This window comes from Nodosilinea sp. AN01ver1, assembly GCF_050565655.1.
Lineage (GTDB): Bacteria > Cyanobacteriota > Cyanobacteriia > Phormidesmidales > Phormidesmidaceae > Nodosilinea.
Genome location: NZ_JBNXVS010000019.1, coordinates 42,454 through 67,475, shown reverse-complemented (window position 1 = coordinate 67,475; position 25,022 = coordinate 42,454). Strand labels below are relative to the sequence as shown.

Genomic DNA, 25,022 nt, shown 5'->3' with positions numbered 1-25,022 from the left:
TGCGATCGCCCTTAAACCTCCAGCTCTTGAGCGGTGCCGCAGTGGCGGCAGTAGGGCAAATATTTGTAGGTAGGCTGGTGGCAGTGGGGGCACTCCACAGTCTGGTGGTAGCCGCAGTGGGGGCAGTGGTCGTCGTCCCGGCGCAGCCGTTTAGCGCAGCGAATGCACTTCTGGTTTTGCACTCGCCCCGCCACCTGCAGCCGGGGGTTGAGCACCACCTTTTGAAAGAACTTGATAATGCCGTAGCCCACCAGCGGCACCAGCAAAATGTAGAGATAGTTGATTAAAAACAGCAGGCCCCCCAGCAGCGTCACAATGATCTGCGACAGCCAGCTAAACAGCGCCCCAAACTGCAGCACCTCAAACAGCTTGATTACTAAAGGAATGCAGAAGATCACCAGCAGATGCCAGCTCTGCAACGCCACCAGCCCGTAGCCGCGCCGCTCGGCAAAGCGGTAGATGGCCCAGGCCAACCCCACCAGCGGCAGCAAAAACAGGCTCTGAAACAGCAGCTGCACCGTGGGGTACCAGAACGAGGCCCGCTGATACTGGCGATCGAGCGATTGAAACTCGGCATCGTTGTTGAGCAGGGCGAGAAACTGCTGGCTGGTCTGGGTTTGGGTGAGCTGGTTTTGCAGGTCGCGCTGCTGCTGCTTTAGCTGGTTGAGGCTGGCGTTGTTGCGATCGAGAATGGCGCGGGCCTGTCTGGCTTCTACCTGGTTGATCGACTGCTCCGGCGACTGTCCGGCGATTTGCTCTAGCAGGGTCGAGTCGTACTGGCTGCGAATGGTCTGATTCTCTTGCTCTAGCTTAGTGATAGACTCTTGCACCTGGTCAAGGCTGGTGAGAATCTGGCGATTTTCGGGGGTGTCGAGGCCGTCGGCGGTGGCGGCATAGTCCAGACAAAGCGGCGATACCTCGCCCAGGTGGCCCTCGGCCAGGTTGCGGTAGTTGGTGGCCCAGCTAAACTCCGGCTGGTTCTCAAACTGCATGCTGGCGCGCAGAATGTCGTAGTCGCGGTTTCCTTCGGTTTGGGCGCGGTAGCCCGCCCAGGGCTCGTGGCAGGGGTGGGCCTGGTAGGGGCTGAGGGGCCAGCGGCTAATGTCGCTGAGGCCGCTAAACACATTGAAGAGAATGAACAGGTCAATCAAGATGATTACCGCCAAACTGGCCCGGTTGACGGGCTCGTTGTTGACGGTGCGAGCTTGCCTAAAAAAGCGACGAAACTGCCGCCGCACTCGATTGACCATATCCCTGACTCCAAAAGCGTGATGTTACCGACTGTAGCCTTGGCCCAGTCTGGGGTTCCTTGCCGTCGTCCAGTTTTCAGGTCTGGCCTGGGGCTAACGGCAGAACAGGGCCGTTTACGGGTGGATAGGCCTACCCCTTCAGGGCCTGGTCGAGGTCGGCGATCAGATTGTCCACCTGCTCTAGACCAATCGAAAGGCGCAGCAGGTTGGGGGCAGTTTGAGTACCGACCTCAATCGAGGCGCGGTGTTCTACGGTGCTGTGGGGGCTACCAAAGCTGGTGGCGCGGGCAATCAGGCGAGTTTTAGCGGCCACACCCATGGCAGTTTCCTGGTCGCCCTTGACCAAAACCGACAGCAGGCCGCCGTAGCCACTCATTTGCTGCTGGGCAACGGCGTGGCCGGGGTGACCCGGCAGCCCAGGGTAGAGCACCTGTTCAACGGCAGGATGCTGAACCAGCCAGGTGGCAATGGTTTGAGCGGCCTGGGCCTGGGCGCGCACCCGCAGCGGCAGGGTTTGCAACCCCCGCAGTGTGAGCCAGCAGTCGAAGGGCGAGGGCACCACGCCGCCAACGGTTTGCACCAGCCGCAGCTGCTCAAACAGCGGGGTGATCTCGCGGGCCACCACCGCGCCGCCAATCACGTCGCCGTGGCCCGCCAGGTACTTAGTAGTAGCGTGAATGACAAAGTCGGCCCCCTGCGTCAGCGGCGTTTGCAGCACCGGGGAGGCGATCGTGTTGTCGCAGGCCAGGTAGGCGTCGGCCTGGTGAGCTAGAGCTGCGATCGCGCGAATGTCAGTCACCGCCAGCTGTGGGTTCGACGGCGTTTCGATCAGCACCAGTCGGGTGTTAGGCCGCAGCGCCTCTTCTACCGCCGCTAGGTCGGTCGTGTCAACCAGGGTGTAGCTCAGCCCCCAGGGAGCAAAAATTTGGCTCAGCATTTGCTGCACACCAAAGTAAACGCTCTGAGGTGCAATCACGTGGTCGCTGGGGCTAAGCGCCTGCAGCAGACTAAAGGTAGCGGCAGATCCGGAGGCAAAGGTAACGGTTTCGGCCCCCTGCTCCAGGTCGGTGAGGGCCGTTTCGAGGGCATCGCGGTTGGGGTTGCCGCTGCGGCCATAGATGTAGCCCTTGGGGTAGCTGCCGTCGGCGTCGCGCTCAAACGTGGTCGAGAGGTGAATGGGGGCAGTCAGCGCTCCGGTGGCGGGGTCAATGCCCCGACCGCTGTGGATGGCCTGGGTATCGGCAGAGAAAGGCATGGCTTCGGGGGACATAAAATGATGGGGAAATGACGTTCTCCTGATTGTAGAAGCGATCTCTAGAAGGCATTGTCCAGGCGATTCCCGCTTAGGAATGTCTCACCAACGCACCCAAACCCTCTCCCCCATCTGGGCACCCTAACCCTACTCACCCACCTACCCATCCACCCATCTACCCATGGACGCCCTCATCACCTCCGCCCTCGTCTTCCTCTTCGGCTCTGCCGTGGGCAGCTTTCTCAACGTGGTGATCTACCGGGTACCGGCGGGGCTGTCGCTGCTGCACCCCCCCTCGCGCTGCCCCCAGTGCCACACCCAGCTCAAACCCTACGACAATGTGCCGGTGCTGGGCTGGCTCTGGCTCAAGGGCCGCTGTCGCTACTGCCGCACCCCGATTTCGCCCCGCTACCCGCTGATCGAGGCCTTTACCGGAGCGCTGTTTTTGGCGACATTTTGGCTGCTGGGGCTGGGCTGGGCTACGGTCGGCTACTGGCTCCTGCTGAGCTGGCTGGTGGCATTGACTTTTATCGACATCGACATGCTGATGCTGCCCAACGTGCTCACCGGGTCGGGACTGCTGCTGGGCCTGGCGGTCAAATTTGCTCTGCCAATCTTGCAGGGAGAACCCTGGCCTACCCCAGTTCAGGGACTTTTGGGCGGCATTCTCGGTGCGGTCTTGGGCATCTGGCTGTTTGATTTGATTACGCTGTTTGCCTCAGCGGCCCTGGGGCAAACGGCAATGGGCGGCGGCGATGCCAAACTGGCGGCCATGCTGGGGGCCTGGCTGGGCTGGCAGGGGGTACTGCTGAGCGGGTTTTTGGCCTGCCTGGTGGGGGCCGTGGTGGGGGGAGGGGCGATCGCCCTCAAGCTAATCAGCCGCCGTCAGCCGATGCCCTTTGGCCCATTTCTGGCGATCGGCGCGGTGATCACGGTGTTCTGGGGCGAGGCAATCATTGGCGCTTACCGATCGCTGTTTTTCCCCACCCTGTAGCCGCCTTTCTACATCACCAGGATGTACCACTGGATGTCGGGCGGGTGATCCACCAGTTCGGGAATTTCGCGTATGAACTCATCCATGTAGCCAGAGCGAAAGTGGGACTGAAAGGCGGCGTCACTCTGCCACTGCCCCAGGGTGACAAACTCATTGGCGTTGGCTTGGCCCTGCTGCAGCTCAAAACTTAGGCAGCCAGGGTTCTCGCGGGCTAGCTCGACGATCTCGAGCAGCAGCGATTTTAGGGCATCCGCTTGCCCTGGGCGGGCGATAATTTTGGCGATAGTGCGCACGGTCACGGCGGGCCTCTCGTCAGTTTTGCCAGCTAGCCGCCTTGACTGGGCCAGCCGCAATGATTCACGATCGGTAGAGGCATACTCTATGCTGCCATCCCGATATCAGCAAACAATACGTCTAGATAGCCCGCCGTGACCGAACCCCCGCAATGTTTTAAGCTTGGTCCCTGGTCTTGGGGGAGCAGCTGGCAAGATTTGATCGGCAGAATAGCGGCTCTCTGGCTGGGGCTGGGGCTTTGCTGGGCGATTTATCCCGCCAGCGTTGGGGCTACGAACTGGTACCCGGTCGCCGAAGCGAGCCAGGGGCAACAGCGGCAGTTTGTCGATCTCGACTCGGTGAAGTCCCTGGACAAAGGCTACGTAAGGGTGGGCAGCTACTACGTTGACAGCCGCGCTGGTGAGCCCCAGCGCACTGATTATTTAACCGAGTACGACTGCGATCGCCGCCGCTTTCGCGATGTCGAGTTTAACGGCCCTGTTGGCAGCCAGGGCTGGATGCCGGTAGACCCCGACCCCTTGAATTCAGCCGCAATGGAGTACGTCTGTGCCGTAGCAAAGTCTGGGTAACTAGCTGATAGCCATAACCTGTACGGTTTCGCCCGCAGCAATGCCCGTTGTGCCCGCAGGTACGATCGCCAGGGCGTTAGTTCCCGCCAGGTTGATCAAATTGCCTGAGCTATGGCCACCGCTGGCCAGCTCAAACTCATAGCCGGTTGGCGTTGGGGTCAGCCTGCCCCACAGGTAGGTTTCCCGCTGCCCTCCAGCTTTGAGAGCCTGGCGAGTAACGGCGGGCAAAAACCTTGGCCCCCAGCCATTCCCCAACCCCGATCGCTTGCGTAGGGCAGGCACCACAAATCGCCAAAACGTCACCAGGGCCGAAACCGGATTCCCCGGCAGGCCAAAGTAGATTGGCTCAGCTCCCCCCTGTGCCGGAAAGGTCGCCACCGTCAGCGGCTTACCGGGCTTTACCGCCACCGAGCGAATGTGCAGCGTTGCCCCCAGCTCCGCCAAAATCTCGTCCACGTAGTCGTAGTCGCCTACCGATACGCCCCCCGACGACACGATCACATCCGCCTGAGCCAGGGCCGACTGAATCGCTGCCCGCAGGGCCTGGGGCTGGTCGGGCACGATGCCCATCGGAACGGGGATCGCTCCGGCCTGACGCACCAGCGCCGCCAGAGCGTACTGGTTAGAGTCGACAATTTGCCCCGGTTGCAGGGGCGTTTCGGGCATCACCAGCTCATCGCCGGTCGATAGAATCGCCACTCGGGGCTGCGGAAACACCGGCACCGGCACGCACTGGGCCGAGGCCAGCACCGCCAGCTCTGGTCCACCAATCTGTAGTCCTGCCTTCATGAGAGGATCGCCTGCCCGGCAGAAGCTGCCCCGGTGGCGCACAAACTGCTGGGGTGCTGGTGCTAGAAGCACCAGCACCTGCTCGCCCTCGCGCTGGGTCACTTCCTGAATGACGATGGTATCGGCCCCAGTTGGCAGCATGGAGCCGGTGAGAATGCGGGCGGCCTGACCGGGGCCAACGGGTTGGGTAGGCGATCGCCCCGCCGGAATGGTCTCTGTCAGCGCCAGCGCCACCGGGTGCTCAGCACTCGCCTCCTGCACATCGGCGTAGCGCACCGCATAGCCATCCATCGCCGAGTTGTCCCAGTGGGGAAAGTCGAGCGGGCTGGGGATAGCCTGGGCCAAAATGCGCCCCAGGGCTGCATCTAGAGGCACCTGCTCGGTCTCGGCGGGAGCAGAGACCAGAGCAAGAATTTTGGCTTCGGCCTCGGCAGCGGGGAGCATGGGCGTGGGATAAATGAAACTGGACGGCGATGGGTTAAAAATCAGGACGGGTGATGAGACAGCTGAGGCCCAGCGTAACAGACCCGGCCAGCGTAGCGGCAGTGGAGGCATCGGTGCCCAAAAACACCAGCAAACTGTAGAGCATCACGCCAACAGTAGCCACCGTGCCCAGGGGGGTGGTGACAACGTCTAAGATCTCCAAGAGTCCTTCAAGGAACCTTAAAAACTGAAGCCAGCGATTCAGAAATGCCATAGGTTTACCACTCAGGCAGGGTTGGCAAAGGGCTAGGAAATCAGCTTAGGTAACTATTTCTAGAATAACTGTTGTTGCCTTGACCAAAGTTGCCTGATTCGGCATTCTTCAGATTTTCCTGGGTAAAGGGTTGCCTAATATAGGGCCTGCATCAGCCGCTTGCGGTAGGTCACAGTTAGCGGATCGCTGCTGCCCAGCAGCTTAAAGACCGTCAGCATGGCCTTGCGGGCGCTGTCGTTGCGATAGGTACGGTCTTGCTCCACCACGCTCAAAAATCCCTCCAAAGCAGTAGCAAAATCTCCCTTCAGAGCCGCCTGACCCGCCGTACCAAACGCTCTGTCTAATTCAGAATTGCCCAGCTCCGCAAGCGACTGACGCAGGGAGATCAGTTCCCGTAGACCATCGGCCATATCAGTGGCGTCGCGCTCTTTTGGATCGATCAGCTCCAGGTACTGGCTAGCCAGGGCATCGTCTCCCTGCAGGAGGTAGAGCTGAGCCGCCTTGAGCAATATCTGGCTGTTGTTGGGGTAGCGGGTCAGCAGCGTGGTCAGAGCGGGGAAAATCTTGGCAGGGTCGGCCGTGGCCAGGGCCGCATCAAACGCCGCCAGGTCTTCTTCCAGGCTCGATCGCAGGCCCAGTTTGGCCAGCAGCTCGCGCAGCTGCGGCTCGGGCAGCACTCCCACAAACCCCTCCTGCACTTGCCCCTGGCTGACGATCCGCACGTCGGGCACCCCTTCTACCCCAAAGGCCTTGGCCAGCTCGGGGTTGGCGTCAATATCCACCTTGACCAGGGTAAAGTCGTACTCCTGGGCCAGCTTTTCGAGCATGGGCTTGAGCATCTGGCAGGGGCCGCACCAGGTGGCAAAAAAATCGACCAGCACCGGCTGTTCAAAAGACGGCTGCAGCACCGCCTGATCAAACTCGGCCTGGTTCACAACAATAGATTGTCCCATTGGTACCTCAGCAGGGGTGAATAAACAGGTCGTACAGCGACAGCAGCACTTCTATCACAATCAAGCAGCACCACCTATCACTCTAGGCGCAGAACCGTATGCTGTCGTTGCAAATCGAGCCCTGCTTCGGCAGTACGGCTGATCAGATCGAGCTTGCGCTTATACAGCTGTCCCAGCGCTAAATTTCAATAGGTCAAACCGTGTTTAGAACTGTTGCGGAACGCCTGTGCAGCGGCAATGTTCCGTACATCCCATCCTAGGGTATGTTAGAAAACTGGCATGACCTACATCAGGTAGCTATGCGGCAGTGCTTCAGCATTCAGGATTGGCTCCGCTGCCATTGTGGTCGATTGTCAGGTTTTTCCCCCCAGCCTCGCTCACGGCAGGCGGGCTATTTTGGAGTAGGGCCGCAGCCATGAAGCGCGTGGTATTCATTCTTGGAGTTTTAGACGACGACGACGTTGACTGGTTGATAGAAGCTGGGCAGCGGCAGGAGCTTCAACCTGGGCAAGTGCTCATTCGTGAGGGCGAACCTTGCGAACATCTCTACCTTATTCTAGACGGTGGTCTAGAGGTTTCTGTGGCCGCCCTGAGCACCCAGCCCATTGCCCATCTGGCGACAGGCGAGGTGGTGGGCGAGATGTCGTTTGTAGATAGTCAACCGCCCTCAGCGACGGTATCGGCCTTAGAACCCAGTATTGTGCTGGCTATCTCCTGCGCTCAGCTGCGCCACAAGCTTCAGCAAGACATTTGGTTTGCCTCTCGGTTTTACCGCGCGCTGGCCATTTTGCTCTCTAGCCGTCTGCGCAGCACAGTCAAGCACTTGCAGGGTGAGCACTGGCGACCGGTAGCGAGCCTTAACGATGCTGGGCTAGACGAAATGAACGACATGCTCTCCATCGGCGGCATTCGCTTTGACTGGATGCTCAAGCGCCTGCGCGATGTAAACTCCAACCCCTGGGAAGAGTTGGAAGTAGACTCCACTGATTAGCAACCACTGAATTAGCCGCAAAGGCTGCAAAACCAGTCAGCCACCTAGAGAGGATTCTGCTACCATTCAGGCAATGGCAGGAATGGGTAGACTAAGGAAAACCCGTCGGTTTACTTTCAGTGTCGTTTTCCTCAGCAATGGTGGGCTCATGCAAGTAAGCTGAGTTAACCACAATATATAACGTCCAAAGATTGTTCATAAGGGCACTTGGGCGGTGAAAACAGGGAAATGTTGACCACCTACTAGGCCACCAATAGCTTTGTGTTCCCTATCAAGTCAATTCTGGGCTCCGTTTTTGCAAGTGTCAGAGCATGCCACTCCATACTAAACTCAGTAATATTCTCATTGTTGAAGACAGCAAAGGCCGTCGCGAGATTGTCTTAGACGGTTCGGTGTACTCCATTGGGCGCGACCCAAAGTGTGACATTCGGCTGTCGTCTCAGTTTGTGTCGCGGCACCACGCTACCCTGGTACAGCTGCCTAAGGACGACGATACTTTTTACTACCGCATCGTAGACGGCAACCTGAAGGGCAAACCCAGTGCCAACGGTATGCTTATAAATGGTCGTAAGCTCCAGGCCCACGACCTTAAAAACGAGGACGAGATTGTCTTTGGCCCCCAGGCACGCGCGATTTACTATCAGCTCAAGCGCGATAGCCAGTCTACTCTCCCTCCCGACGAGTTTGATATCACCCTAATTAGCCCCAATATGGTTGAAGAGGGCGAGGAAGATGGGGAAGGCTTAGACGACGATACTGAGAGCTAGGGCCACTCAGTATAGCTTGGTTGAAGAAAATCTCTAGAGCCGCTGTGCCAGAACAGCCAGCCTGGCCAAGAGCACGGAGTCTAGACTAGAGCCACAATGGCCTGATTTACAGCGCTAAACACCTGCTCGCAGTGGTTATCGTGCCTGAGCGGCAGCTCTTCGTTTTTGACTACAAGATTTACGCAGCCAGAACCGGCGGCTACGGTGGGCTGATTGATCAGCACTTCGATAGTGGTGAGCTGAGATAGCGATACTCGGCCCGGTTGCTCTTTGGCGACTAAATAATCGCCATTTTCGTAGACCATGTGTAGCCCAAAGCCCTGGAGAGAGCTGATGATAGCGTCTCGCAGCCGAGAGGTTGTCTCGGGAACGGGAAGAGAATTTGTATAACGTGCCATAGGCGTCCTTTGCTGAGACCGTAACAACTATTGCTCAGTGCCAGGTCGATGGCGACTTGTGTTTAGTTCCCCAACGGACCCTTTTAGCCCAGAACGTGGCAATTCTGGGTTTGTATCCTTATGTATAGCATAATTTTTGTGGGGGGTCAGGGTTGCGGTCTGGTCGCTGAGGCGAACGGTCTTGCCTGTAAGCTTGAGGGGGCAACCGCTAGAGTATGGGCTAATGCCAGGTAAACTGCTGGTTCTTGAAGGGGTAGAGGGCTGTGGAAAATCGACTCAGCTGCAGATTTTGTATGCTGCTTTGCGAGAACACCGTGGTATGCGGCAGCTCCAGCAGCGGGGCCTAATTCCCCGCATTTTGACTACGCGTGAGCCGGGGGGTACGGAGCTGGGTCTGGAGTTACGCCAGCTGCTGTTGGGCGATCGCGGTGAGGCTGCGATGGCGAGCCGAGCTGAGCTGTTGCTCTACGCCGCCGATCGCGCCCAGCACGTAGAAGAGCTAATCAAACCAGCTCTAGCGGAGGGCTGTTGGGTGCTGTGCGATCGCTTTATCGACTCAACTGTGGCCTACCAGGGCTATGGTCGTGGCCTGGATCTGGCCCTGATCGAGCAGCTTAACCAGGTGGCAACGGGGGGACTGGTACCCGACCTCACTCTCTGGCTCAGGCTCGATGCCGAGGTGGGGCTGGCCCGCACCCGCCAGCGGGGAAGAGCAGATCGCATGGAGCAGGCCGATCTGGCTTTTCACCAGCGGGTGCAGGGGGGCTTTGAGGCGCTGGCGCAGCAGCAGCCAGAGCGCATTGTAGCGATCGATGCGATGGGCGGCGTAGACACCGTCGCCCGCGAAATTTTTGCCGTTGTGGAAGGGTATTTGCAGCAGTGGTACGCGCCCAGTTTGACGGCTTAGTCGGTCAGGATACGGCCATCGCGCTGCTCTGTCGCGCAGTGGAGCAGGGCCGGGTGGCCCCAGCCTATCTGTTCGCTGGCCCCCATGGGGTAGGGCGACGGCTGGCGGCAGAGCAGTTTGCGGCCATTCTTTTTGCCTTCGGTGCTGAGCCTCCATCCCCTACGCTGAAACGGCGGATTGCCCAGCGCAACTACCCCGATCTGCTGTGGGTGGAGCCAACTTACCTGCACCAGGGCAGGCTGGTCGGTGCATCCCAGGCGACGGAAGAGGGAATCACCCGCAAAAGCCCGCCCCAAACCCGCCTGGAGCAGGTGCGGCAGATTGCCCAGTTTTTAAGCCGTCCGCCCCTAGAGTCTCCCCGAGCGGTGGTGGTGATTGAAGCGGCTGAAACCATGGCTGAGGGAGCCGCCAACGGGTTGCTAAAAACCCTGGAAGAACCGGGGCAGGCAACCATTATTTTGCTGGCTCCCGGCCCGCAATCGCTGCTGCCCACCCTGGTATCGCGCTGCCAAACCATTCCCTTTCAACGGCTTAACTCGGCAGATTTAGCGACCGTGCTTGAGCGGGTGGGGCAAGGCGAGGTGCTGGGGCAGCCGCAGATTTTGGCGATGGCTCAGGGTAGTCCGGGAGGGGCGATCGCGGCCTATAACCAGCTCCAAACTATCCCCGCCGACCTGCTCATCGCTCTGCACCAGCCCCCCCGCAGCCTGCGCGATGCCCTCGACCAGGCTCGCCAGGTGGCCAAAGCCCTCGATACCGAAGCCCAGCTCTGGCTGCTCGATTACCTACTCAACTGGTACTGGCAGCGCTACCCAACCGAAAGCCAGCGCTGGCTGCCCAAACTGGAAGCAGCCAAGGGTTACCTGCGCCGCTTCGTCCAGCCTCGCCTAGTCTGGGAGGTCATGCTGATGGATTTAGTCAAGCCGTAGAAATTTCATGGATCAGCGCATTGTTGTCATTGTTTAGTGTTAGTTCCAACTTGGAGTTTCTATCTTGAACAAGCTTTTTAAGCAACGTTTTGATGAGTTGGAAGCTCCAAGTCATTCGAATTGAAGCTTCTAAAGCAATGCATCACAATGAGATAGTTGGTAGTCGTGAGTATATTGACGACAATTTGTTCATAAACTGGAAAGTGAAAGACCTCCTGTCAAAAATTTGCGGTGAAGAGTCTCAGTACTTTCAGCAGTTTGAGCAAAAGAGACTGGCATACCTTATGAAACGAACTACGATATCTTGAAAAGACTAAAAGCCATCTTCTTAGCGGCAAAGGAGGATTTTGAGGGCGGATATCTTTCGTCGATGAGAGCGCTTGTTCAGGCGGAGGTCTTTGATTCTGAACTTGAACAAGCCAATGAATTATTAAATAGCGGTTACTTTACAGCAGCGGCTGTCGTGGCGGGAGTTTTATTGGAAACAGCACTGCGAGAGCTATGTGAAAAGGAAGGTATTTCAGTTGGAAAGCTGGATAAGATGAATGCTGATCTTGCCAAAGCTGGTGTATACAATAAGCTTATACAAAAACGTATAACTGCCTTGGCAGATATACGAAATAGTGCAGCTCATGGCAAAGTTAATGAGTTTGTAGAGCAAGATGTAACTGACATGATTAGATATGTCAGTTTGTTTCTAGCAAGTCATCTAATAAGTTAACTTGTATATATACTCTGCTGAGTAGGCTGCAAAGTGTTGTAAGCCACGTTCAGCTCGGGAGGGGCAGTTTGTCACCAGACAGATCTCTACTTCTGAACTTGGATTAGGTTTAGTCTCGTAGGGTGCATTCGCGCAGCAATGCACCGCCGGATATTTGTACTTGGCAGCTCCCTAGTCCTCTTCCACCATTAGTCGCCAGCGAATAGTCTGGGCGGTGACGCTGTCAATGTCGCCCAGGCGTACCTGCACGGTTTCGCTGGTGATGGGGCCGAGGGCGGTGAGCAGGGCGCGCAGGTTGGGGGTGCTCTCGCCGCTGTCGACAAACACCCGTTCAGCCAACTGGTTCAGCCGCTTCCAGGCGGTAAAGAGTTTGACGGCGGTTTGCTCGATCTGGGCCGCCTGGGCCACCATATCCGCTGCGGAGTTGAGGCAGCCCACCCGCAGGGCTTCTTCGAGGGCGAGTTCGAGGTCAATGCCGCTGGCCTCCAGCAGCTGCACCTGGTTAGCAGAAGCCAGGTATTTGGAGAGGTAGCGGGCTTCTGCGGTGACCTGTTTAAGGGTGTCAAGGTCAGGGTTGAGCTCGACCTCGGTTTTGAGGGTGCTCTGGTGGACCGGGGGCAGCTTCTCCATCTCCTTGACCAACGGCGCGATGTAGCGGGTGGGGATGGTGTTGTTGGCGGCTTTTTCCCGCAGGGTTTCGGGAATCAAGTCTGAAGTCATGGCGGCCCACTCGTTGGCTACCTGGCGCACTTCGCGGCGGGTGATGTGGTCGCCCTTGCGAGCCGAGTCGCTAACGAGCTGCTGCACCTCGGGAGCCGATTTAGCGGTTTCGACGAAGGCGCGCTTGCTGAACTGGTTTACCTCTTTGGGGGTGAGCATGCCGGCGTCGAGCAGCTGGTCGGCGCTCTCAGCTAATTCAATCAGGTTGTAGGCGTGGCTTTTGGTGATTTCGCGGTCTTTGAGCCAGTTGAGAAAGCCGGTGCCGCGCCCGTCGCCGCCGCGCTTTTCGCGATCGCGCACCGTCCTGAGAATTCTTCCCCGCCAGATATCGGTTTGCAGATCGAAGCGATCGCACACCTGCCAGGCGGCCTCCATCTGCTGGTTAAACTCGTAGTCTGAGAGGTTTTCGTCGTTGGGGTCGGGCAGGGCGAGGGGCAGCTCTCCCGCCTGCATTGCTGACTCAATTGCCTCAGAAGAATAGGGCATTGCCGCCGTCATACCGTTGATACCACACGCACAGGTTGCCTATTCTCCCACGTCTGCCCCCGCTAAGGGTGCGATCGCCCGCCAGCGAATTTTGCCCGCCAGCGAATATTGCCAGAGAGATCATAGCCTCCAGAGCCCTGGTCTTGCCAACATTCACCGGATGACGACAGGTTCACCGTAGGTGCATTGCACTGCAATGCGCCCCACCAAAGGATTTCGTCTGCCTAGCAGGTGGGTCTGATTATCTATAGGCTGCATTTCGACTCCGCTCAATGCTCGCTCTACGGCTGGACAGAGGGCTGAGCGAAGTTGTTGGCGAAGGGCCGCTGAAGGGAGAAAACCCGGAAACTTAAGCCGGGTTTAATGGGGCCAGCCTACATAAAGATCGATATATTCAAACAGCCTTCTACAGCGGGCGCATAAATAACTGAGTGAAGTAATACGTGCCGCCCCGCTGCCAGACGCCCACCCCCGTTTCGGTAAAGCCCGATCGCAGAATGTTCTCCCGGTGCCCGGGGCTCTCCATCCAGCCCTGCACGGCCAGGGGAGCCGGGTCGGGGGCGTTGGTGCTGGTGAATAGGTTTTCGCCCACCATAGCGTAGAGAAAGTTGGCCTCAGACACTCGCTGGGCTGGCCCATCCCCGGCTGGGCTGATGTGGCCGAAAAAGTTTTCGGCTGCCATCCGCTGGCTGTACTGGCGCGCCACCTGGGCCAGTGGTCCGTTGGGCTGTAGCGGATTGAGACCTTCTTCCTGGCGAATCTCATTGATGCGCGCGTAGACCAGGGTTTCCATTTCGGCTGCTGCCGCTGACTGCGCGGCTTCGGCGGCGGGCTCGGGGGGCGGCTCTCGCCCAATGCGGGTAATCGGAGGAATGCGATCGACTAGCGGCTCGAGATCGGTAGGCTCACAACCGACCAGCGCCAGGGCGACAGCGACCAATCCAACGGCTTGACAAATAGCGGTGGAAGGTTTGGCAAAAGGCATCGGTAGCAGTCTCAAACGCGTCAGCCCTGGCTACACCCTAGCGCGACGTGCTCGTCTTGCCGGGTATGACCAGGGCTGGATTTTAAGAGTCCAATTGGCTCAGAGGGGGTGGCGCTATCCCTCGCTGTTGAGCCGCTCGACAATGGCCTGTTGCAGGGCGGGGTCTTGCTGGGCCTGGGCCAAAATTTGCTCAAACTCTTCGACGGTCAACTCTTCAGCCACGATCGCGGCCTGCATTTCTTCGCGGGCTCCTTCTCTCAGGGTGGCGACCTGCTGGGCGGCGGCGGCAAACTGCTCAGCCTGCTCGGCGGGCACTTCGGCAGCGGCTTCGGGCGACTGCTGCGACTCAGCGATCGCGTTGTAGTCATCTACCGTGAGCCCCTCGGCCTCAACGGCGGCCACCAGTTCGGCCTGGACAGCCTGCTGAATGGTTTGAATCGCTTGATAGGCGCTGACAAAACGGTCGATCTGGCCCTCAGAGACCTCCATCGCGGGGGCGGGCTGTTCAGACTGAGCGGGGGCGGGGGCCTCTTGCTCCTGGGTGGGGGCCTCTTGGCCCTGGGCGATCGCAGCCGCTGGAACACCAAGCATCAGGGTGGCGGCCAGCAGGCTTTTGAGCAGGGTTGACGGTTTCATAGCGATTGTCCTCGCATATCATCAGCCGTGAACGTCGCGGCGGAAGTTCACAGCAGGGGCTGGCGGAATAGCGCCCATGGGTTGACACCCTATGGGGCAATCATGGCTGAGCTATGACGACCGTATGACGATGATGTGACAACGGTGCGACCCGCCGCCCTTCAAGATCCCTTGCTCTAGGGCGTGTCATCAATTGTGGCCAAAAGCTCAAGATATCAAGCCTTGCCACGCCCGACCCCAAAGACAAGGTAAGGGCTGTAACCCTTGATTCCTGAACGTTTAGCAGCTACTTGATAACAGCCCCTAGTGCAGCATCAATACTAAAAATTAGGGTTCTCGTAGGCTGGGCGAAACGAAGTGGAACCCAACAGCAGTTAACCTTGTGGGGTTTTGCTGGCGTGTCACCCAATCTGCAAATTTAGTTTTGATGGACCACTAGCCTGTTCTCTGGTCGGGCGTGGTAATGCAGATGGCACAAGGATTCTAGCCAGAATGGATGACACGCCCTTTAGTACTAGGGTCGGGCGTGGTAATGCAGATGGTACAAGGATTCTAGCCAGAATGGATGACACGCCCTTTAGTACTAGGGTCGGGCGTGGCAACGCTGATGGCGTAAGGATTCTAGCCAGAATGGATGACACGCCCTAAACTGTAGAAGCACATAAAAGCATTAGTAACCATGATTTTTCCTGGGGCTCCGGTTACGGTCGTTAACGTCAACGATACCTACTACGGTTTTCAGGGCCTGGTGCAGCGCATTACCGACGGTAAGGTAGCGGTGCTGTTTGAGGGTGGCAACTGGGACAAACTGGTCACCTTTAATATGTCAGAGCTGGAGCCAGTCAGCTCCGGCAAGCGGCGCTAGCATGCGGTTACCCCTGCCCCAGTCTGTCGCCCAGGCGCGTCAGCCCGACCACATTGCTGAAGTGATCGAGACGGCGACCACCGAGTTTTTGGCTCAGTGCCTCGAGCCAGAGGCGCTGGCATTTTCGGCCATGCCCCCCTTTGGCAGCTGGGTCACCGCTGTCGATGAAGAGTCGGGCAACACGGTTTATGGTGTGGTCTACTATGCCACCACCAGCCCCATCGACTCGGTGCACCGGGCCAGGGCGCTGGGGCTGTCGCTCGAAGATCTGCGTCAGCAGCAGCCGCAGATTTTTGCCATGCTCAAGACCGAGTTCAAGGCCGCGATCGTAGGGTTTCGCGCCCCTGACCTGGCCGGACAGCCGCTGGGGCCTCTGTTTCAGCACCTGCCGCCGCGCCCGCCCCAGGTACATCAGGCGGTGTACCGCTGCACCCCCGAGGCGGTGATTGAGTTTACCGAACAGCTCGACTTTTTAAGAACGCTGCTGGCCATGGGCAGCGCCCCGGTGGATAGCCTGGTAGCGGCGGTGCTGCGCCAGGGCTACCAACTGCGCAAGCTCGATCGCCCCTGGCTGGTAGCCGCAGGCCGCACCCTGAGCATTTTCTTAAAAGATGACTACGATCGCCTGCGAATTATTTTGGGGCAGGTCTACGCGTGAGGCGTAAGGTTCACGGTATAAGGTTTAGGGTTGCAGACGAGGAACCTGCTTTTTCCTTAAACCCTAGACCCGATACCCTAACCCTTTATCGTTCTTATGCAAACCTTTGACTGGATTGTGGTCGGCAACGGCCTGGTAGGGGCCGCGATGAGCTACGAGCTGGCCCGGTGCGGGCTCTCGGTGCTGCTGCTCGATTCAGGCACCCATAGCACCCTCGAACCTGGCAACGCCACCCGCTACAGCTACGGCGGCATTCCCTACTGGTCGGGCAGTACGGCGCTCACCCAGCAGCTTTGCCGCGAAGGCATTGCCAAGCACCGCCAGCTGAGCGACGAGCTGGACGGCGACACCGAGTTTCGCGAGCTAGACCTGGTGCTCACCCTGGCCGCAGGTGAGGATCCCGACGCTGCCGCAGAACCTTACGCTAAATGCGCCACGCCGCCGCAGTTCATATCCGCCGCCGAGGCCAAAGCCCTAGAGCCCTTGCTGAATGAGGATGCGATCGCGGGTGCCTTTACCGTTCGCCACGGCCATGTCTCCCCCCAGGCCCTGGTTAATGCCTACAACCAGGCCTTTCGACGACTGGGCGGCACCCAGATCGTCGCCACCGCCGTCGATCTGGTGCGCATCAAAGACCGGGTCACGGGCCTTCTCACCGCCGAGCAGGCGTATCCGGCCAAGCATGTTTTGGTGGCGGCGGGGGCCTTTAGCCGCGCCCTACTGCGTCAGATTCAGCTCACCGTACCGCTCTACTATTCCTATGCCGAACTGATCGAAACGCCGCCCTTAGATCTCACCCTGCGGGCGCTGATCATGCCTGCGCAGACCGAGCGCTTTGCTATGGAGGCTAAGGCCAGCCAGCCCGACACCGATGCTCAGTGGGATGAACCGGGCCACGAGCTAACCCCTGCCATCCTCGACAGCGGCGCGATTCAGTTCTTGGATGGCCACCTTCGTCTGGGCCAGATTAGCCGCACCCTCACCGACCTGGAGGCAAAACTAGACGCGGTGGAGAGCGAGCGCAGGCTGCGAGCCGCGATCGCGGCCCAAATTCCGGCCCTGGCCGATGTTCCCGGCACCTGGCGCTACTGCCGGGTCAGCTTTAGCCGCGACGGGCTGCCCCTGGTGGGCAGCATCCCTGGAGTCGAAGGGCTGCACCTGATGGCCGGATTTAGCGCTCCCTTTGTTTACCTGCCGCCCGTTGCGCAGCGGTTTGCCCAGGCGGTGGTGGGTGAGGCTGACCCCACAGTTACTGCGATGGCGATCGATCGCTTTGGTGACAACGCCCGTAAAAACGCCTAAATGGCTGCTTTTAGCCAATCACGACGCGGACGGTTTTGACGTTGTCTTCCACAGAAACCTCCATAAACTGGGTAGAGAACTGTGAGATTACGCGATCGAGAACTCGCCGATGAACTTGACCTCTGGCTGTAGCCGCACGGCCCAGCGAGCGTCTACTTCAGTCTGTACGTGACGGATCAGGCGCTGAATGTCGGCGGCGCTGGCTCCGCCCAGGTTGACGATAAAGTTGGCGTGGCGCTCGGATATCTGGGCGTTGCCGATGCGGTAGCCCTTCAGCCCGCTCTGCTCAATCAGAGATCCGGCGGTATGGGGGTAGGGGTTGCGAAATACGCTGCCGCAGTTGGGCAGATCGTAGGGCTGGGTGGCCCGCCGCTGGTTGAGCCCAGCCAGGGTATCGGCCATTACCACAGCGGGGTCGTGACCCGGCTCTAGCTGAAACGTGGCCTCTAGAACGACCCAATTCCCTCCCTGCAACACCGAGGTGCGGTAGCGAAAGCCCAGATCGGCGGGGGTGAGCGATCGCATACTGCTGGCCGAGTCGAGCACGGTCGCCGAGGTCAGCACGTCGGCGGTGCAGCCGCCGTGGGCTCCGGCATTCATCACCACCGCACCCCCCACGGTACCCGGAATGCCCACCGCCCACTCCAGACCGCGACAGCCGTGCTTGGCCGCTTTCCAGGCCAGGGTCGGCAGCGGTTCGCCAGCGGCGACAGTGACCCGCCCGGCGTTGTCAAACTGGGTGCTGCGCCAGCGGCGGGTGCAGAGCACCAGGCCCGCAATGCCGCGATCGCTGATCAGCAGATTCGACCCTGCCCCCAGCGGGGTAATGGGAATGCTGGCGGCGATCGCCCAGTCTAAGACCTGCTGAAATTCGCCCTGGTGGCGCGGCATCGCCAGCCACTCCGCCGGACCTCCCACCCGAAAGGTGGTCAGCGGCTGTAGCGACACCTGTGGTTTCAGACAGGCCAGGTTTGGTGCCACCCCGAGGGTTTGGTTCATGTCCCCAGTGCTCAACGGTCGTTCCCCATGCTAGCCAAATGTTTAGGGCCAAATGTTTAGGGCCAAATGTGTAGGGGCCGCCGTTCAACAGGCCTCCTGGAGCGATGGTACCTCTGCCTCAGCATAGTAGGCCATCACCTGAGGAATAATTTGGTTGAGGTTGCCGGCTCCCATAAATAGCACCAGGTCGCCTGGGCGCAGGCTGTGGGCCAGGGCCGCCTGAATGTCATCTAGAGTGTGGCCGTAGATCACGCGAGGGTGCGAGTGGGCAACGGCATCGGCCAGCTGCCGCCCCGAAACCCCAAAGGTATTGCTCTCGCCCGCGCTGTAGATGTCGGCCATGATCACCTGGTCGGCGTCGCTAAAGGCATCGGTAAAGTCGCTGAGCAAAGCGGCTGTACGGCTAAAGCGATGGGGCTGAAATACCGCTACCACGCGGCGACCCTCGTGGCCGTGGCGACTGTCTAGCGCTGCGGGCAGCGTTTGATCGGCCTTGATGCGAGCCGCCGCCAGCGTCGCCCGAATCTCGCTGGGGTGGTGGGCGTAGTCGTCAAAAAACTGAATGCCGTTGTAGCTGCCCCGGTGCTCAAAGCGGCGGCGGGCTCCGCAAAAATTCTCGAGGCTATCGGCGATGTCGCCAAAGGCCACGCCCAGATGACGCCCTACTGCTACCGCAGCCAGCGCGTTGCTGAGGTTGTGGCAGCCCAGCACTCGCAGGTGCAGCAGGCCCAGGGGCTGCCCCTCTTCCCATACCAGGGCAGAGGTGCCATCGGCCCCAAACTGAACGTCGGTGACGTAGTAGGTCGCACCAGTGGTGGGGTCAAGGCTGTAGGTGACGTCTGGCTTGAGGCTGGTGCGCACCACGGCGCAGTCAGCGCTGGCGACCAGCAGCCCGCACTGGCGCTGAAAGGTTTGGAAGGTGGCAACGACCTGCTCTAAATCGGTGTAGTGGTCGGTGTGGTCAAGCTCAATATTGGTGACCACGCCGATGCTGGCCGACAGCTTGGCCAGGGTGCCGTCCGATTCGTCGGCCTCGGCCACCAGGTACGGCCCCTGACCCAGGCGAGCATTGCCGCCCCAGCTTGACACTTCGCCACCGACCACGATGGTGGGATCGAGATTGGCGGTGAGCAGCAGGTGGCCAATCATGCTGCTGGTGGTGGTTTTACCGTGGGTACCGGCCACCGCGATACTGTTATATTCTTGGATCAGCGCCGCCAGGAGATCGGAGCGGTGCAGAATTGGGCAGCCCAGCTCCAGGGCCGCCTGGTATTCGGGGTTACGGACGTCGATGGCGGTGGAACAAACCACTTGAGGGGTGGCGTCTGAAACCAGGACGGCAGGCTTGGGCTCTACCACGAGGCTAGGCCCGGTGCTGGCCCACTCGGCGGCGGTCGCTAGCGTTGGCCGATCGGCGTTGAGAAAATAGCTCAGGTTGGCGGCCTCTTGCTGCCAGAAAATGTGGGCTCCGGCCTCTTGCAGACGACGGGTAATGTGGCTAAGGCGCAGGTCAGACCCCGATACTGGCAGGTTGCGCTTGGTCAGGATGTAGGCCAGTGCCGACATGCCAATGCCCCCTATCCCAATAAAATGAAAGGGCCTGCCGGTAAAATCTACGGAAATCGGCATCGTTACACTCCTTAGAACACCACACCACACCAAGTGTCAGGCGTAATCATAGCAAGAATTGCCGAATTGGCCTAAACATCGGCATTAGCCTGCCCAGATGGCCGCAGCTCTTTCTCCAAACGCCTCAGCGGCGCTGAGAGAACATGCGATCGCCCCTAGGGGTAGCGCCTCAGTGCTTGCTAGGCCTGAGGTCTACCTATTCCCAGGCTGGGCTTTTATCTATACACAGTGCACGACAGCCGTCCCTGAGAAATCTAGATATATATAGAGACTGTAAGAACTACATATCAATTTTCTATGAAATCCAAATAAACAGAGTAGAAATGCTTATGCCACTTTCTGGGCTTGATCCCCGAGGGCTGCTGTTGCTGGGCATGAGCACCTGTCCATAGAGTTTCTGGGGCTGTTTTGTATAATGAATAGATTCAGTTCAATGGCTAGCCCCTATAAAGTGGATCATGCTTTGCGATATTATGGTGTCGTCTAAGAATAGATACCTAGTCGACTACAACAGAGGGTTAAACGCAGTGGTTAGAGTAGCAATTAATGGTTTTGGCCGCATTGGTCGTAATTTTCTGCGCTGCTGGTTGACGCGCGAAAACAGCCAGCTCGAGGTGGTGGCTATCAACGACACGTCTGATCCCAAGACTAACTCCCACCTGCTGAAATACGACTCTATGCTGGGTCGCCTCGACGCTGACATCAGCGCTGGAGAAGACACGCTGATCGTCAATGGTAAGACGATTAAGTGCTACTCCGATCGCAACCCCAACAACCTGCCCTGGGCAGCCTGGGACATTGATCTGGTGATCGAGTCTACCGGGGTGTTTGTGAGCGAAGAGGGTGCCTCTCGCCACATCGAAGCTGGAGCCAAGAAGGTGTTGATTACGGCTCCTGGCAAGGGCGGCGGTATTGGCACCTATGTGATGGGCGTCAACCACGAAGACTACAGCCACGACAAGTACAACGTGGTGAGCAACGCCAGCTGTACCACCAACTGTTTGGCTCCGGTCGTCAAGGTGCTCAACGACAACTTTGGCATCATCAAAGGCACCATGACCACCACCCACAGCTACACGGGCGACCAGCGTCTGCTCGATGCTAGCCATCGCGACCTGCGCCGGGCTCGGGCAGCCGCGCTAAACATTGTGCCCACCACCACTGGTGCCGCTAAGGCTGTGGCCCTGGTCATTCCTGAAATGGAGGGCAAGCTGAACGGGATTGCCCTGCGGGTGCCCACCCCCAACGTGTCGGTGGTTGATCTGGTAGTTCAGGTCGAGAAGCCCGCGATCGCAGACCAGGTCAATCAGGTGCTGAAGTCGGCCTCTGAGGGCGCGATGAAGGGTATTTTGGCCTACAGCGACCTGCCCCTGGTCTCTATTGACTACCGCAAGACCGATGAGTCTTCAATTGTCGACTCTAGCCTGACCATGGTGATGGGCGGCGACATGGTGAAAGTGGTGGCCTGGTACGACAACGAGTGGGGCTATAGCCAGCGGGTAGTTGACCTGGCTGAGCTAGTGGCTTCTAAGTGGCAGTAGACAGCAAGGGCAGCGTCGTAACCAACCGACGCTGCTCTGATTAAGCCATATCCCCGAATGACATCCATGAGCAAGGGGGACGCAGCCGCGTCCCCCTTTTTGTTTGCCCATACAAAGTTGTGTTGGACGACTTTTCGCTACATCGAGGGCAGCTCTGGCCGCAGTACCGCTACCCGCGCTTCGCTTAGCGCTACATAGCTGCGCTTAAGGTCGTCGATGAGACTAGCCGCGCCCTTGGTATCGCCCAGGGCGCAGGCGATCGACAGGTGGTGCTGAAGATGCACGATCGCCCGGTTGTGATCGCCCATGGCAATGCTGGCCAGAGTGAGCTGGGTGAGCACGCGACGGGTGGTGCGGTTGTCGATCGCGCCCTCGCCGTTTTCGCTGACGGTTAGCAGGCGTTCGTAGCAGTCGATCGCCTGGGCATACTCGCGCAGGGTGAGGTAAGTATTGCCCAGGTTTTGCAGAATTTGCAGCTTGGTGGTGTGGTCGCCCAGGGTGGTGGCCATCATCAGGCTAGCCTCGTAGAGGGTGGCGGCCTGACGGGTGAGCCCTTTGGCGCGGTAGACCATCGCTAGATTGTTGAGCGATCGCATTTCGCCGGGGCGATCGCCAGTTTTTTTCGCCATGGTCAGGCTTTGGCCCATGTATTCTAAGGCCCGCTGCAGGTTGCCCAGGTGGCGATAGCTGTTGCCCAGGTGGCCCAGGGTCTGCTGCATCAGGGCATCATCGCCCAGCTCGCGGGCCACGCGCAGGCACTGCCGACCGTAGTCGGCGGCCCACAGATAGTCGGCCACCCGGTAGTAGAGGTGAGCCAGGGTGAGCAATACCTTGGCCTGACGCGCTTTGTCGCCCAAATTGCGGTAGCTCTGCAGCGCCTGCTGCAGGAGGGCCAGGGCCGGAGTATACTGCCCCTTGCGCAGATGGGCCAGACCCTGCTTGAGCCACTGGGAGGCCTCTGCGGCCTGACACTGTTGATAGCCCTGGGCAATGCGCTCGGCCTGAGCGAGTAGAGACGGGTCGCGAGGAATCCGTACGGTGGCCTCGTCGGCAAGAATATAGGTGGGGCGCATGGGAGGAGTTGGGGAAGTCATAGGCCGAATCCGCAGGATTACTACGGTTGCATCTAAAGGGTTGTCATCACAGGCAGGTCGCTAGGTAGATCGCGTTGTCTTAATCGTAGGTTTATGCTCTTCAGGTCAACACCGTGCTTTTACGACATATTCTCTGGTCCAGCTTCGGCCTCCTGCGCAAATTAACTGATATTTTCCCAACTTATGTGAGCAAAAATGTCGCTGTTCAGAAAACTGAATGAGTTTGAGGTGGGCTAGCCCCTGGTCTTTGTAAAGCCTGTTAGCCTAGCCCGTAGTTTCACAGACCATCATTCTAGAACTTAGGGTCAGAACTTTGAGTCGCGCTACCGCCGCCTCTGCCCTAGGCTGAAGGTCACGGCTACTGATTGCGCTGGCACTGATTACACTGGAGAGGCTGCATCGTTTTAGCGCTACCCCTTGGCCCCCCTCCCCCTCCACGACGAAATCCTGCTGTTTGAACCCGCCGTTCCTCAAGACGATGCGCTGGCGGTGGTGTTCGCCTTCCCCAACGAATACACCGTGGGCATTACCAGCCTGGGCTACCAGGTGGTGTGGGCCACTCTAGCCCGCCGGGCCGATATCAGCGTCAGCCGCCTGTTTACCGATGGCCACGAGCCGCTGCCAGCCACCATTGACGTGCTGGGCTTTTCGCTGTCCTGGGAGCTCGACTACGCCAACTTGCTCACCCAGCTCGAAAACCTCGGTATTCCGCTTTTTGCCAGCGATCGCACCGACGACCATCCCCTGGTCTTTGGCGGTGGCCCGGTGCTGACCGCCAACCCCGAGCCCTTTGCCGACTTTTTTGACGTCATTTTGCTGGGGGATGGCGAGACCCTGCTCGACGATTTTTTTGACGCACTGGTGGATCTCAAATCGGCCAGCCGTACAGAAACCCTGCGTCGTCTAGCGGCGGTGCCTGGGGTGTATGTGCCGTCGTTGTATGGCGTTACCTACGAGGGGTCGACTGGGGGAGTGCGGGCGATCGCCCCGATAGATGCCGATATGCCCGCCACCGTGCAAAAGCAGACCTACCGGGGCAACGTGCTCTCGGCCTCCACCGTCGTCACTCCCCGTGCCGCCTGGGAAAATATCTTTATGGTGGAGGTGGTGCGCAGCTGCCCAGAAATGTGCCGCTTTTGTCTAGCCAGCTACCTGACCCTGCCGTTTCGCCCCGCCAGTCTGGACGCATCCCTCATCCCCGCGATTGAACGGGGGCTTGCCGTTACCAGCCGACTGGGCTTGCTGGGGGCGTCTGTGACTCAGCACCCCGAATTTGACAGGCTGCTTGACTATTTAAATCAGCCCCAGTTTGACGATGTGCGCGTCAGTCTTTCTTCGGTGCGCACCAACACCGTCACCCCGAAGCTAGCCGAAACCCTGACCCGCCATGACAGCCGCTCGATTACGATCGCGATCGAGAGCGGCTCGGAGCGGGTGCGCCAGATCGTCAACAAAAAGCTCGAAACCGACGACATTGAGCGGGCCGCCGTCAACGCCAAAGCGGGCGGCCTCAGCGCTATGAAGCTCTACGGTATGGCGGGGGTGCCGGGCGAAACCATGGCCGACCTAGAGCAAACCGTAGCCCTGATGCTGCGGCTCAAAAAGGCCGCTCCGGGGCTGCGCCTCACCTTTGGGTGCAGCACCTTTGTGCCCAAGGCCCACACCCCTTTTCAGTGGTACGGCGTCAACAAAGAGGCCGAGAAGCGGCTCAAATACCTGCAAAAGCACCTGCGCTCCAAGGGCATCGACTTTCGGCCCGAGAGCTACAACTGGTCGGTGATTCAGGCGCTGATCTCGCGGGGCGATCGCCGCCTGGCCCCCGTACTCGAACGGGTGCGCCACTACGGCGATAGCTTGGGCAGCTACCGCCGCGCCTTCAAAGACTTTCAGGGGCAAATTCCACCGCTAGACTACTACGTCCACGCAGACTGGGATTTGAACCAGCCGCTGCCGTGGGATCACCTGCTGGGGCCGCTGCCTAAAGCTACCCTGCAAAAGCATTTTGACTCAGCAGGGGTAGAGGCTGTGCCAGCATAACCAATAGGATGCCTGGCGAATCTAGCTATCTCTATGCTGGGGCCGGGTTAGAAACTGATGACCTCATCCAAGGTTTGCTCGTATTCTTCCAGGGCCGCTAGCACGGCTTCTAGCTCTCGACGCTGGGGTTCGCTGGGGTCGATTTGGTAGTGGAGCTGGGCTTTTCGATAGCGTATTTCCTGTCGATCGCGTCGAGTTTCCTGTCGATCTCTGCGAGCGTCCTCTCTCTCGCGTCGAGCCTCGCGTTCTGCTCTCTCAGCTTCGCGTTCTGCTCTCTCAGCTTCGCGTTTTGCAGCCTCAGCTGCGCGGTCTCGTGCTTCAGCCTCGCGGTCTCCTTCTCGATTTCGACGGTTCCACTCAACGCCGAAATTAGCCAGTGCAGCCAGGAGGGCTGCCACAGTGAGTCGGTTGCTCCAGAGCTGGGGCTGGGCGACGGCGCTGAGGAATTGGAAGTCTTGTTGGTCATAAAACCGCAGGAAGGCAACGGCAATGGCTAGAACAGTAACCAGACTGCCAGGCAGCAGGCCTAGAAAATTAATCCAAACCTGACGACGGAACA

The 25,022-nt window shown here is 59.0% G+C and carries 26 protein-coding genes; 12 read left to right on the top strand and 14 right to left on the bottom strand.

Features of this window, described 5'->3' with window-relative positions:
* Window positions 1-11 precede the first annotated feature (11 nt).
* Both ACQ4N7_RS15790 and ACQ4N7_RS15785 read right to left on the bottom strand, forming a co-directional pair.
* Complete coding sequence (locus ACQ4N7_RS15790; protein ID WP_430712464.1) at window positions 12-1,250, bottom strand: hypothetical protein; 1,239 nt, start codon at window positions 1,248-1,250, stop codon at window positions 12-14.
* Window positions 1,251-1,380: 130 nt separating this feature from the next.
* Window positions 1,381-2,505, bottom strand: a complete 1,125-nt coding sequence (locus tag ACQ4N7_RS15785) for a trans-sulfuration enzyme family protein (protein ID WP_430712463.1) — start codon at window positions 2,503-2,505, stop codon at window positions 1,381-1,383.
* 178 nt (window positions 2,506-2,683) lie between these two features.
* Here ACQ4N7_RS15785 and ACQ4N7_RS15780 point away from each other — a divergent pair, with 178 nt between their 5' ends.
* On the top strand, window positions 2,684-3,496 hold the full coding sequence (locus ACQ4N7_RS15780) for a prepilin peptidase (RefSeq protein ID WP_430712462.1): 813 nt from the start codon (window positions 2,684-2,686) through the stop codon (window positions 3,494-3,496).
* A gap of 8 nt (window positions 3,497-3,504) precedes the next feature.
* On the opposite strand, the gene ACQ4N7_RS15775 is transcribed toward ACQ4N7_RS15780, so the two are convergent.
* Window positions 3,505-3,795, bottom strand: coding sequence for a putative quinol monooxygenase (locus ACQ4N7_RS15775; RefSeq protein WP_430712461.1), 291 nt, complete (start codon window positions 3,793-3,795; stop codon window positions 3,505-3,507).
* A gap of 129 nt (window positions 3,796-3,924) precedes the next feature.
* Here ACQ4N7_RS15775 and ACQ4N7_RS15770 point away from each other — a divergent pair, with 129 nt between their 5' ends.
* Window positions 3,925-4,359, top strand: a complete 435-nt coding sequence (locus tag ACQ4N7_RS15770) for a hypothetical protein (RefSeq protein ID WP_430712460.1) — start codon at window positions 3,925-3,927, stop codon at window positions 4,357-4,359.
* Here the strand turns inward: ACQ4N7_RS15770 and ACQ4N7_RS15765 are convergent, their stop codons facing one another.
* From ACQ4N7_RS15765 to ACQ4N7_RS15755, 3 genes are all read right to left on the bottom strand, one after another.
* Window positions 4,360-5,592: a molybdopterin molybdotransferase MoeA gene (locus ACQ4N7_RS15765; RefSeq protein WP_430712459.1), complete on the bottom strand. Its 1,233-nt coding sequence runs from the start codon at window positions 5,590-5,592 to the stop codon at window positions 4,360-4,362.
* Window positions 5,593-5,626: 34 nt separating this feature from the next.
* Complete coding sequence (locus tag ACQ4N7_RS15760; protein ID WP_430712458.1) at window positions 5,627-5,845, bottom strand: hypothetical protein; 219 nt, start codon at window positions 5,843-5,845, stop codon at window positions 5,627-5,629.
* A 134-nt stretch (window positions 5,846-5,979) separates the two neighbouring features.
* A complete protein-coding gene (locus ACQ4N7_RS15755; protein WP_430712457.1) occupies window positions 5,980-6,798 on the bottom strand; it encodes a tetratricopeptide repeat protein in 819 nt (272 codons plus the stop codon).
* 415 nt (window positions 6,799-7,213) lie between these two features.
* On the opposite strand from ACQ4N7_RS15755, the gene ACQ4N7_RS15750 reads away from it, so the two are divergent.
* Together ACQ4N7_RS15750 and ACQ4N7_RS15745 are read left to right on the top strand one after the other, a co-directional pair.
* Window positions 7,214-7,789 carry a cyclic nucleotide-binding domain-containing protein gene (locus ACQ4N7_RS15750; RefSeq protein WP_430712456.1) on the top strand — a complete coding sequence of 192 codons (576 nt, stop codon included), beginning with the start codon at window positions 7,214-7,216 and terminating at the stop codon, window positions 7,787-7,789.
* 311 nt (window positions 7,790-8,100) lie between these two features.
* The gene (locus tag ACQ4N7_RS15745) at window positions 8,101-8,556 is read left to right on the top strand and encodes an FHA domain-containing protein (protein WP_430712455.1); all 456 of its coding nucleotides are present in this window, start codon (window positions 8,101-8,103) and stop codon (window positions 8,554-8,556) included.
* Between the two features lie 80 nt (window positions 8,557-8,636).
* Here the strand turns inward: ACQ4N7_RS15745 and ACQ4N7_RS15740 are convergent, their stop codons facing one another.
* Window positions 8,637-8,954 (bottom strand): hypothetical protein, encoded by a 318-nt coding sequence (locus tag ACQ4N7_RS15740; protein ID WP_430712454.1) that lies wholly within the window; start codon window positions 8,952-8,954, stop codon window positions 8,637-8,639.
* Window positions 8,955-9,177: 223 nt separating this feature from the next.
* Between ACQ4N7_RS15740 and tmk the strand changes: the two genes are divergently transcribed.
* The 3 genes from tmk (at window position 9,178) to ACQ4N7_RS15725 (ending at window position 11,511) form a co-directional block, all read left to right on the top strand.
* Entirely contained in the window at window positions 9,178-9,861 is a 684-nt protein-coding gene (gene tmk / locus ACQ4N7_RS15735) for a dTMP kinase (RefSeq protein ID WP_430712453.1), read from the top strand.
* Window positions 9,834-10,790: a DNA polymerase III subunit delta' gene (locus ACQ4N7_RS15730; RefSeq protein ID WP_430712452.1), complete on the top strand. Its 957-nt coding sequence runs from the start codon at window positions 9,834-9,836 to the stop codon at window positions 10,788-10,790. Before tmk ends, ACQ4N7_RS15730 begins: the two co-directional genes overlap by 28 nt.
* Window positions 10,791-11,094: 304 nt before the next feature.
* Window positions 11,095-11,511: a DUF4145 domain-containing protein gene (locus tag ACQ4N7_RS15725; protein WP_430712451.1), complete on the top strand. Its 417-nt coding sequence runs from the start codon at window positions 11,095-11,097 to the stop codon at window positions 11,509-11,511.
* 171 nt (window positions 11,512-11,682) lie between these two features.
* Here the strand turns inward: ACQ4N7_RS15725 and ACQ4N7_RS15720 are convergent, their stop codons facing one another.
* The 3 genes from ACQ4N7_RS15720 to ACQ4N7_RS15710 form a co-directional block, all read right to left on the bottom strand.
* Entirely contained in the window at window positions 11,683-12,717 is a 1,035-nt protein-coding gene (locus ACQ4N7_RS15720; protein ID WP_430712450.1) for a hypothetical protein, read from the bottom strand.
* A gap of 406 nt (window positions 12,718-13,123) precedes the next feature.
* Entirely contained in the window at window positions 13,124-13,702 is a 579-nt protein-coding gene (locus ACQ4N7_RS15715; protein ID WP_430712449.1) for a CAP domain-containing protein, read from the bottom strand.
* A 114-nt stretch (window positions 13,703-13,816) separates the two neighbouring features.
* Window positions 13,817-14,338 carry a DUF4168 domain-containing protein gene (locus ACQ4N7_RS15710; protein WP_430712448.1) on the bottom strand — a complete coding sequence of 174 codons (522 nt, stop codon included), beginning with the start codon at window positions 14,336-14,338 and terminating at the stop codon, window positions 13,817-13,819.
* A gap of 679 nt (window positions 14,339-15,017) precedes the next feature.
* Here ACQ4N7_RS15710 and ACQ4N7_RS15705 point away from each other — a divergent pair.
* The 3 genes from ACQ4N7_RS15705 (at window position 15,018) to ACQ4N7_RS15695 (ending at window position 17,163) form a co-directional block, all read left to right on the top strand.
* Window positions 15,018-15,203, top strand: a complete 186-nt coding sequence (locus ACQ4N7_RS15705; protein WP_106873072.1) for an NAD(P)H dehydrogenase subunit NdhS — start codon at window positions 15,018-15,020, stop codon at window positions 15,201-15,203.
* Between the two features lies 1 nt (window position 15,204).
* Window positions 15,205-15,861 (top strand): HAS-barrel domain-containing protein, encoded by a 657-nt coding sequence (locus tag ACQ4N7_RS15700; RefSeq protein WP_430712447.1) that lies wholly within the window; start codon window positions 15,205-15,207, stop codon window positions 15,859-15,861.
* Window positions 15,862-15,957: 96 nt separating this feature from the next.
* Window positions 15,958-17,163, top strand: coding sequence for an NAD(P)/FAD-dependent oxidoreductase (locus ACQ4N7_RS15695; RefSeq protein ID WP_430712446.1), 1,206 nt, complete (start codon window positions 15,958-15,960; stop codon window positions 17,161-17,163).
* An 87-nt stretch (window positions 17,164-17,250) separates the two neighbouring features.
* Here the strand turns inward: ACQ4N7_RS15695 and murB are convergent, their stop codons facing one another.
* Window positions 17,251-18,162: a UDP-N-acetylmuramate dehydrogenase gene (gene murB, locus ACQ4N7_RS15690; protein WP_430712445.1), complete on the bottom strand. Its 912-nt coding sequence runs from the start codon at window positions 18,160-18,162 to the stop codon at window positions 17,251-17,253.
* An 84-nt stretch (window positions 18,163-18,246) separates the two neighbouring features.
* Window positions 18,247-19,791, bottom strand: a complete 1,545-nt coding sequence (gene murC, locus ACQ4N7_RS15685; protein ID WP_430712444.1) for a UDP-N-acetylmuramate--L-alanine ligase — start codon at window positions 19,789-19,791, stop codon at window positions 18,247-18,249.
* Window positions 19,792-20,318: 527 nt separating this feature from the next.
* On the opposite strand from murC, the gene ACQ4N7_RS15680 reads away from it, so the two are divergent.
* Window positions 20,319-21,332, top strand: a complete 1,014-nt coding sequence (locus tag ACQ4N7_RS15680) for a type I glyceraldehyde-3-phosphate dehydrogenase (RefSeq protein ID WP_430712443.1) — start codon at window positions 20,319-20,321, stop codon at window positions 21,330-21,332.
* Between the two features lie 137 nt (window positions 21,333-21,469).
* Here the strand turns inward: ACQ4N7_RS15680 and ACQ4N7_RS15675 are convergent, their stop codons facing one another.
* Complete coding sequence (locus tag ACQ4N7_RS15675; protein ID WP_430712442.1) at window positions 21,470-22,426, bottom strand: tetratricopeptide repeat protein; 957 nt, start codon at window positions 22,424-22,426, stop codon at window positions 21,470-21,472.
* A 417-nt stretch (window positions 22,427-22,843) separates the two neighbouring features.
* On the opposite strand from ACQ4N7_RS15675, the gene ACQ4N7_RS15670 reads away from it, so the two are divergent.
* Entirely contained in the window at window positions 22,844-24,463 is a 1,620-nt protein-coding gene (locus tag ACQ4N7_RS15670) for a B12-binding domain-containing radical SAM protein (RefSeq protein ID WP_430712441.1), read from the top strand.
* A 109-nt stretch (window positions 24,464-24,572) separates the two neighbouring features.
* On the opposite strand, the gene ACQ4N7_RS15665 is transcribed toward ACQ4N7_RS15670, so the two are convergent.
* Window positions 24,573-24,929 (bottom strand): hypothetical protein, encoded by a 357-nt coding sequence (locus ACQ4N7_RS15665; RefSeq protein ID WP_430712440.1) that lies wholly within the window; start codon window positions 24,927-24,929, stop codon window positions 24,573-24,575.
* Between the last annotated feature and the right edge of the window lie 93 nt (window positions 24,930-25,022).

Excerpts from the sequence above, each read along its gene's own strand:
- ACQ4N7_RS15675 (WP_430712442.1), bottom strand. The coding sequence starts at position 22,426 with ATGACTTCCCCAACTCCTCCCATGCGCCCCACCTATATTCTTGCCGAC.
- ACQ4N7_RS15780 (WP_430712462.1), top strand. The coding sequence starts at position 2,684 with ATGGACGCCCTCATCACCTCCGCCCTCGTCTTCCTCTTCGGCTCTGCC.
- ACQ4N7_RS15715 (WP_430712449.1), bottom strand. The coding sequence starts at position 13,702 with ATGCCTTTTGCCAAACCTTCCACCGCTATTTGTCAAGCCGTTGGATTG.
- tmk (WP_430712453.1), top strand. The coding sequence starts at position 9,178 with ATGCCAGGTAAACTGCTGGTTCTTGAAGGGGTAGAGGGCTGTGGAAAA.
- ACQ4N7_RS15720 (WP_430712450.1), bottom strand. The coding sequence starts at position 12,717 with ATGCCCTATTCTTCTGAGGCAATTGAGTCAGCAATGCAGGCGGGAGAG.
- ACQ4N7_RS15740 (WP_430712454.1), bottom strand. The coding sequence starts at position 8,954 with ATGGCACGTTATACAAATTCTCTTCCCGTTCCCGAGACAACCTCTCGG.
- ACQ4N7_RS15790 (WP_430712464.1), bottom strand. The coding sequence starts at position 1,250 with ATGGTCAATCGAGTGCGGCGGCAGTTTCGTCGCTTTTTTAGGCAAGCT.
- ACQ4N7_RS15695 (WP_430712446.1), top strand. The coding sequence starts at position 15,958 with ATGCAAACCTTTGACTGGATTGTGGTCGGCAACGGCCTGGTAGGGGCC.
- ACQ4N7_RS15750 (WP_430712456.1), top strand. The coding sequence starts at position 7,214 with ATGAAGCGCGTGGTATTCATTCTTGGAGTTTTAGACGACGACGACGTT.
- ACQ4N7_RS15705 (WP_106873072.1), top strand. The coding sequence starts at position 15,018 with ATGATTTTTCCTGGGGCTCCGGTTACGGTCGTTAACGTCAACGATACC.
- ACQ4N7_RS15665 (WP_430712440.1), bottom strand. The coding sequence starts at position 24,929 with ATGACCAACAAGACTTCCAATTCCTCAGCGCCGTCGCCCAGCCCCAGC.
- ACQ4N7_RS15760 (WP_430712458.1), bottom strand. The coding sequence starts at position 5,845 with ATGGCATTTCTGAATCGCTGGCTTCAGTTTTTAAGGTTCCTTGAAGGA.
- ACQ4N7_RS15700 (WP_430712447.1), top strand. The coding sequence starts at position 15,205 with ATGCGGTTACCCCTGCCCCAGTCTGTCGCCCAGGCGCGTCAGCCCGAC.
- murB (WP_430712445.1), bottom strand. The coding sequence starts at position 18,162 with ATGAACCAAACCCTCGGGGTGGCACCAAACCTGGCCTGTCTGAAACCA.
- ACQ4N7_RS15755 (WP_430712457.1), bottom strand. The coding sequence starts at position 6,798 with ATGGGACAATCTATTGTTGTGAACCAGGCCGAGTTTGATCAGGCGGTG.
- ACQ4N7_RS15785 (WP_430712463.1), bottom strand. The coding sequence starts at position 2,505 with ATGCCTTTCTCTGCCGATACCCAGGCCATCCACAGCGGTCGGGGCATT.
- murC (WP_430712444.1), bottom strand. The coding sequence starts at position 19,791 with ATGCCGATTTCCGTAGATTTTACCGGCAGGCCCTTTCATTTTATTGGG.
- ACQ4N7_RS15710 (WP_430712448.1), bottom strand. The coding sequence starts at position 14,338 with ATGAAACCGTCAACCCTGCTCAAAAGCCTGCTGGCCGCCACCCTGATG.
- ACQ4N7_RS15765 (WP_430712459.1), bottom strand. The coding sequence starts at position 5,592 with ATGCTCCCCGCTGCCGAGGCCGAAGCCAAAATTCTTGCTCTGGTCTCT.
- ACQ4N7_RS15745 (WP_430712455.1), top strand. The coding sequence starts at position 8,101 with ATGCCACTCCATACTAAACTCAGTAATATTCTCATTGTTGAAGACAGC.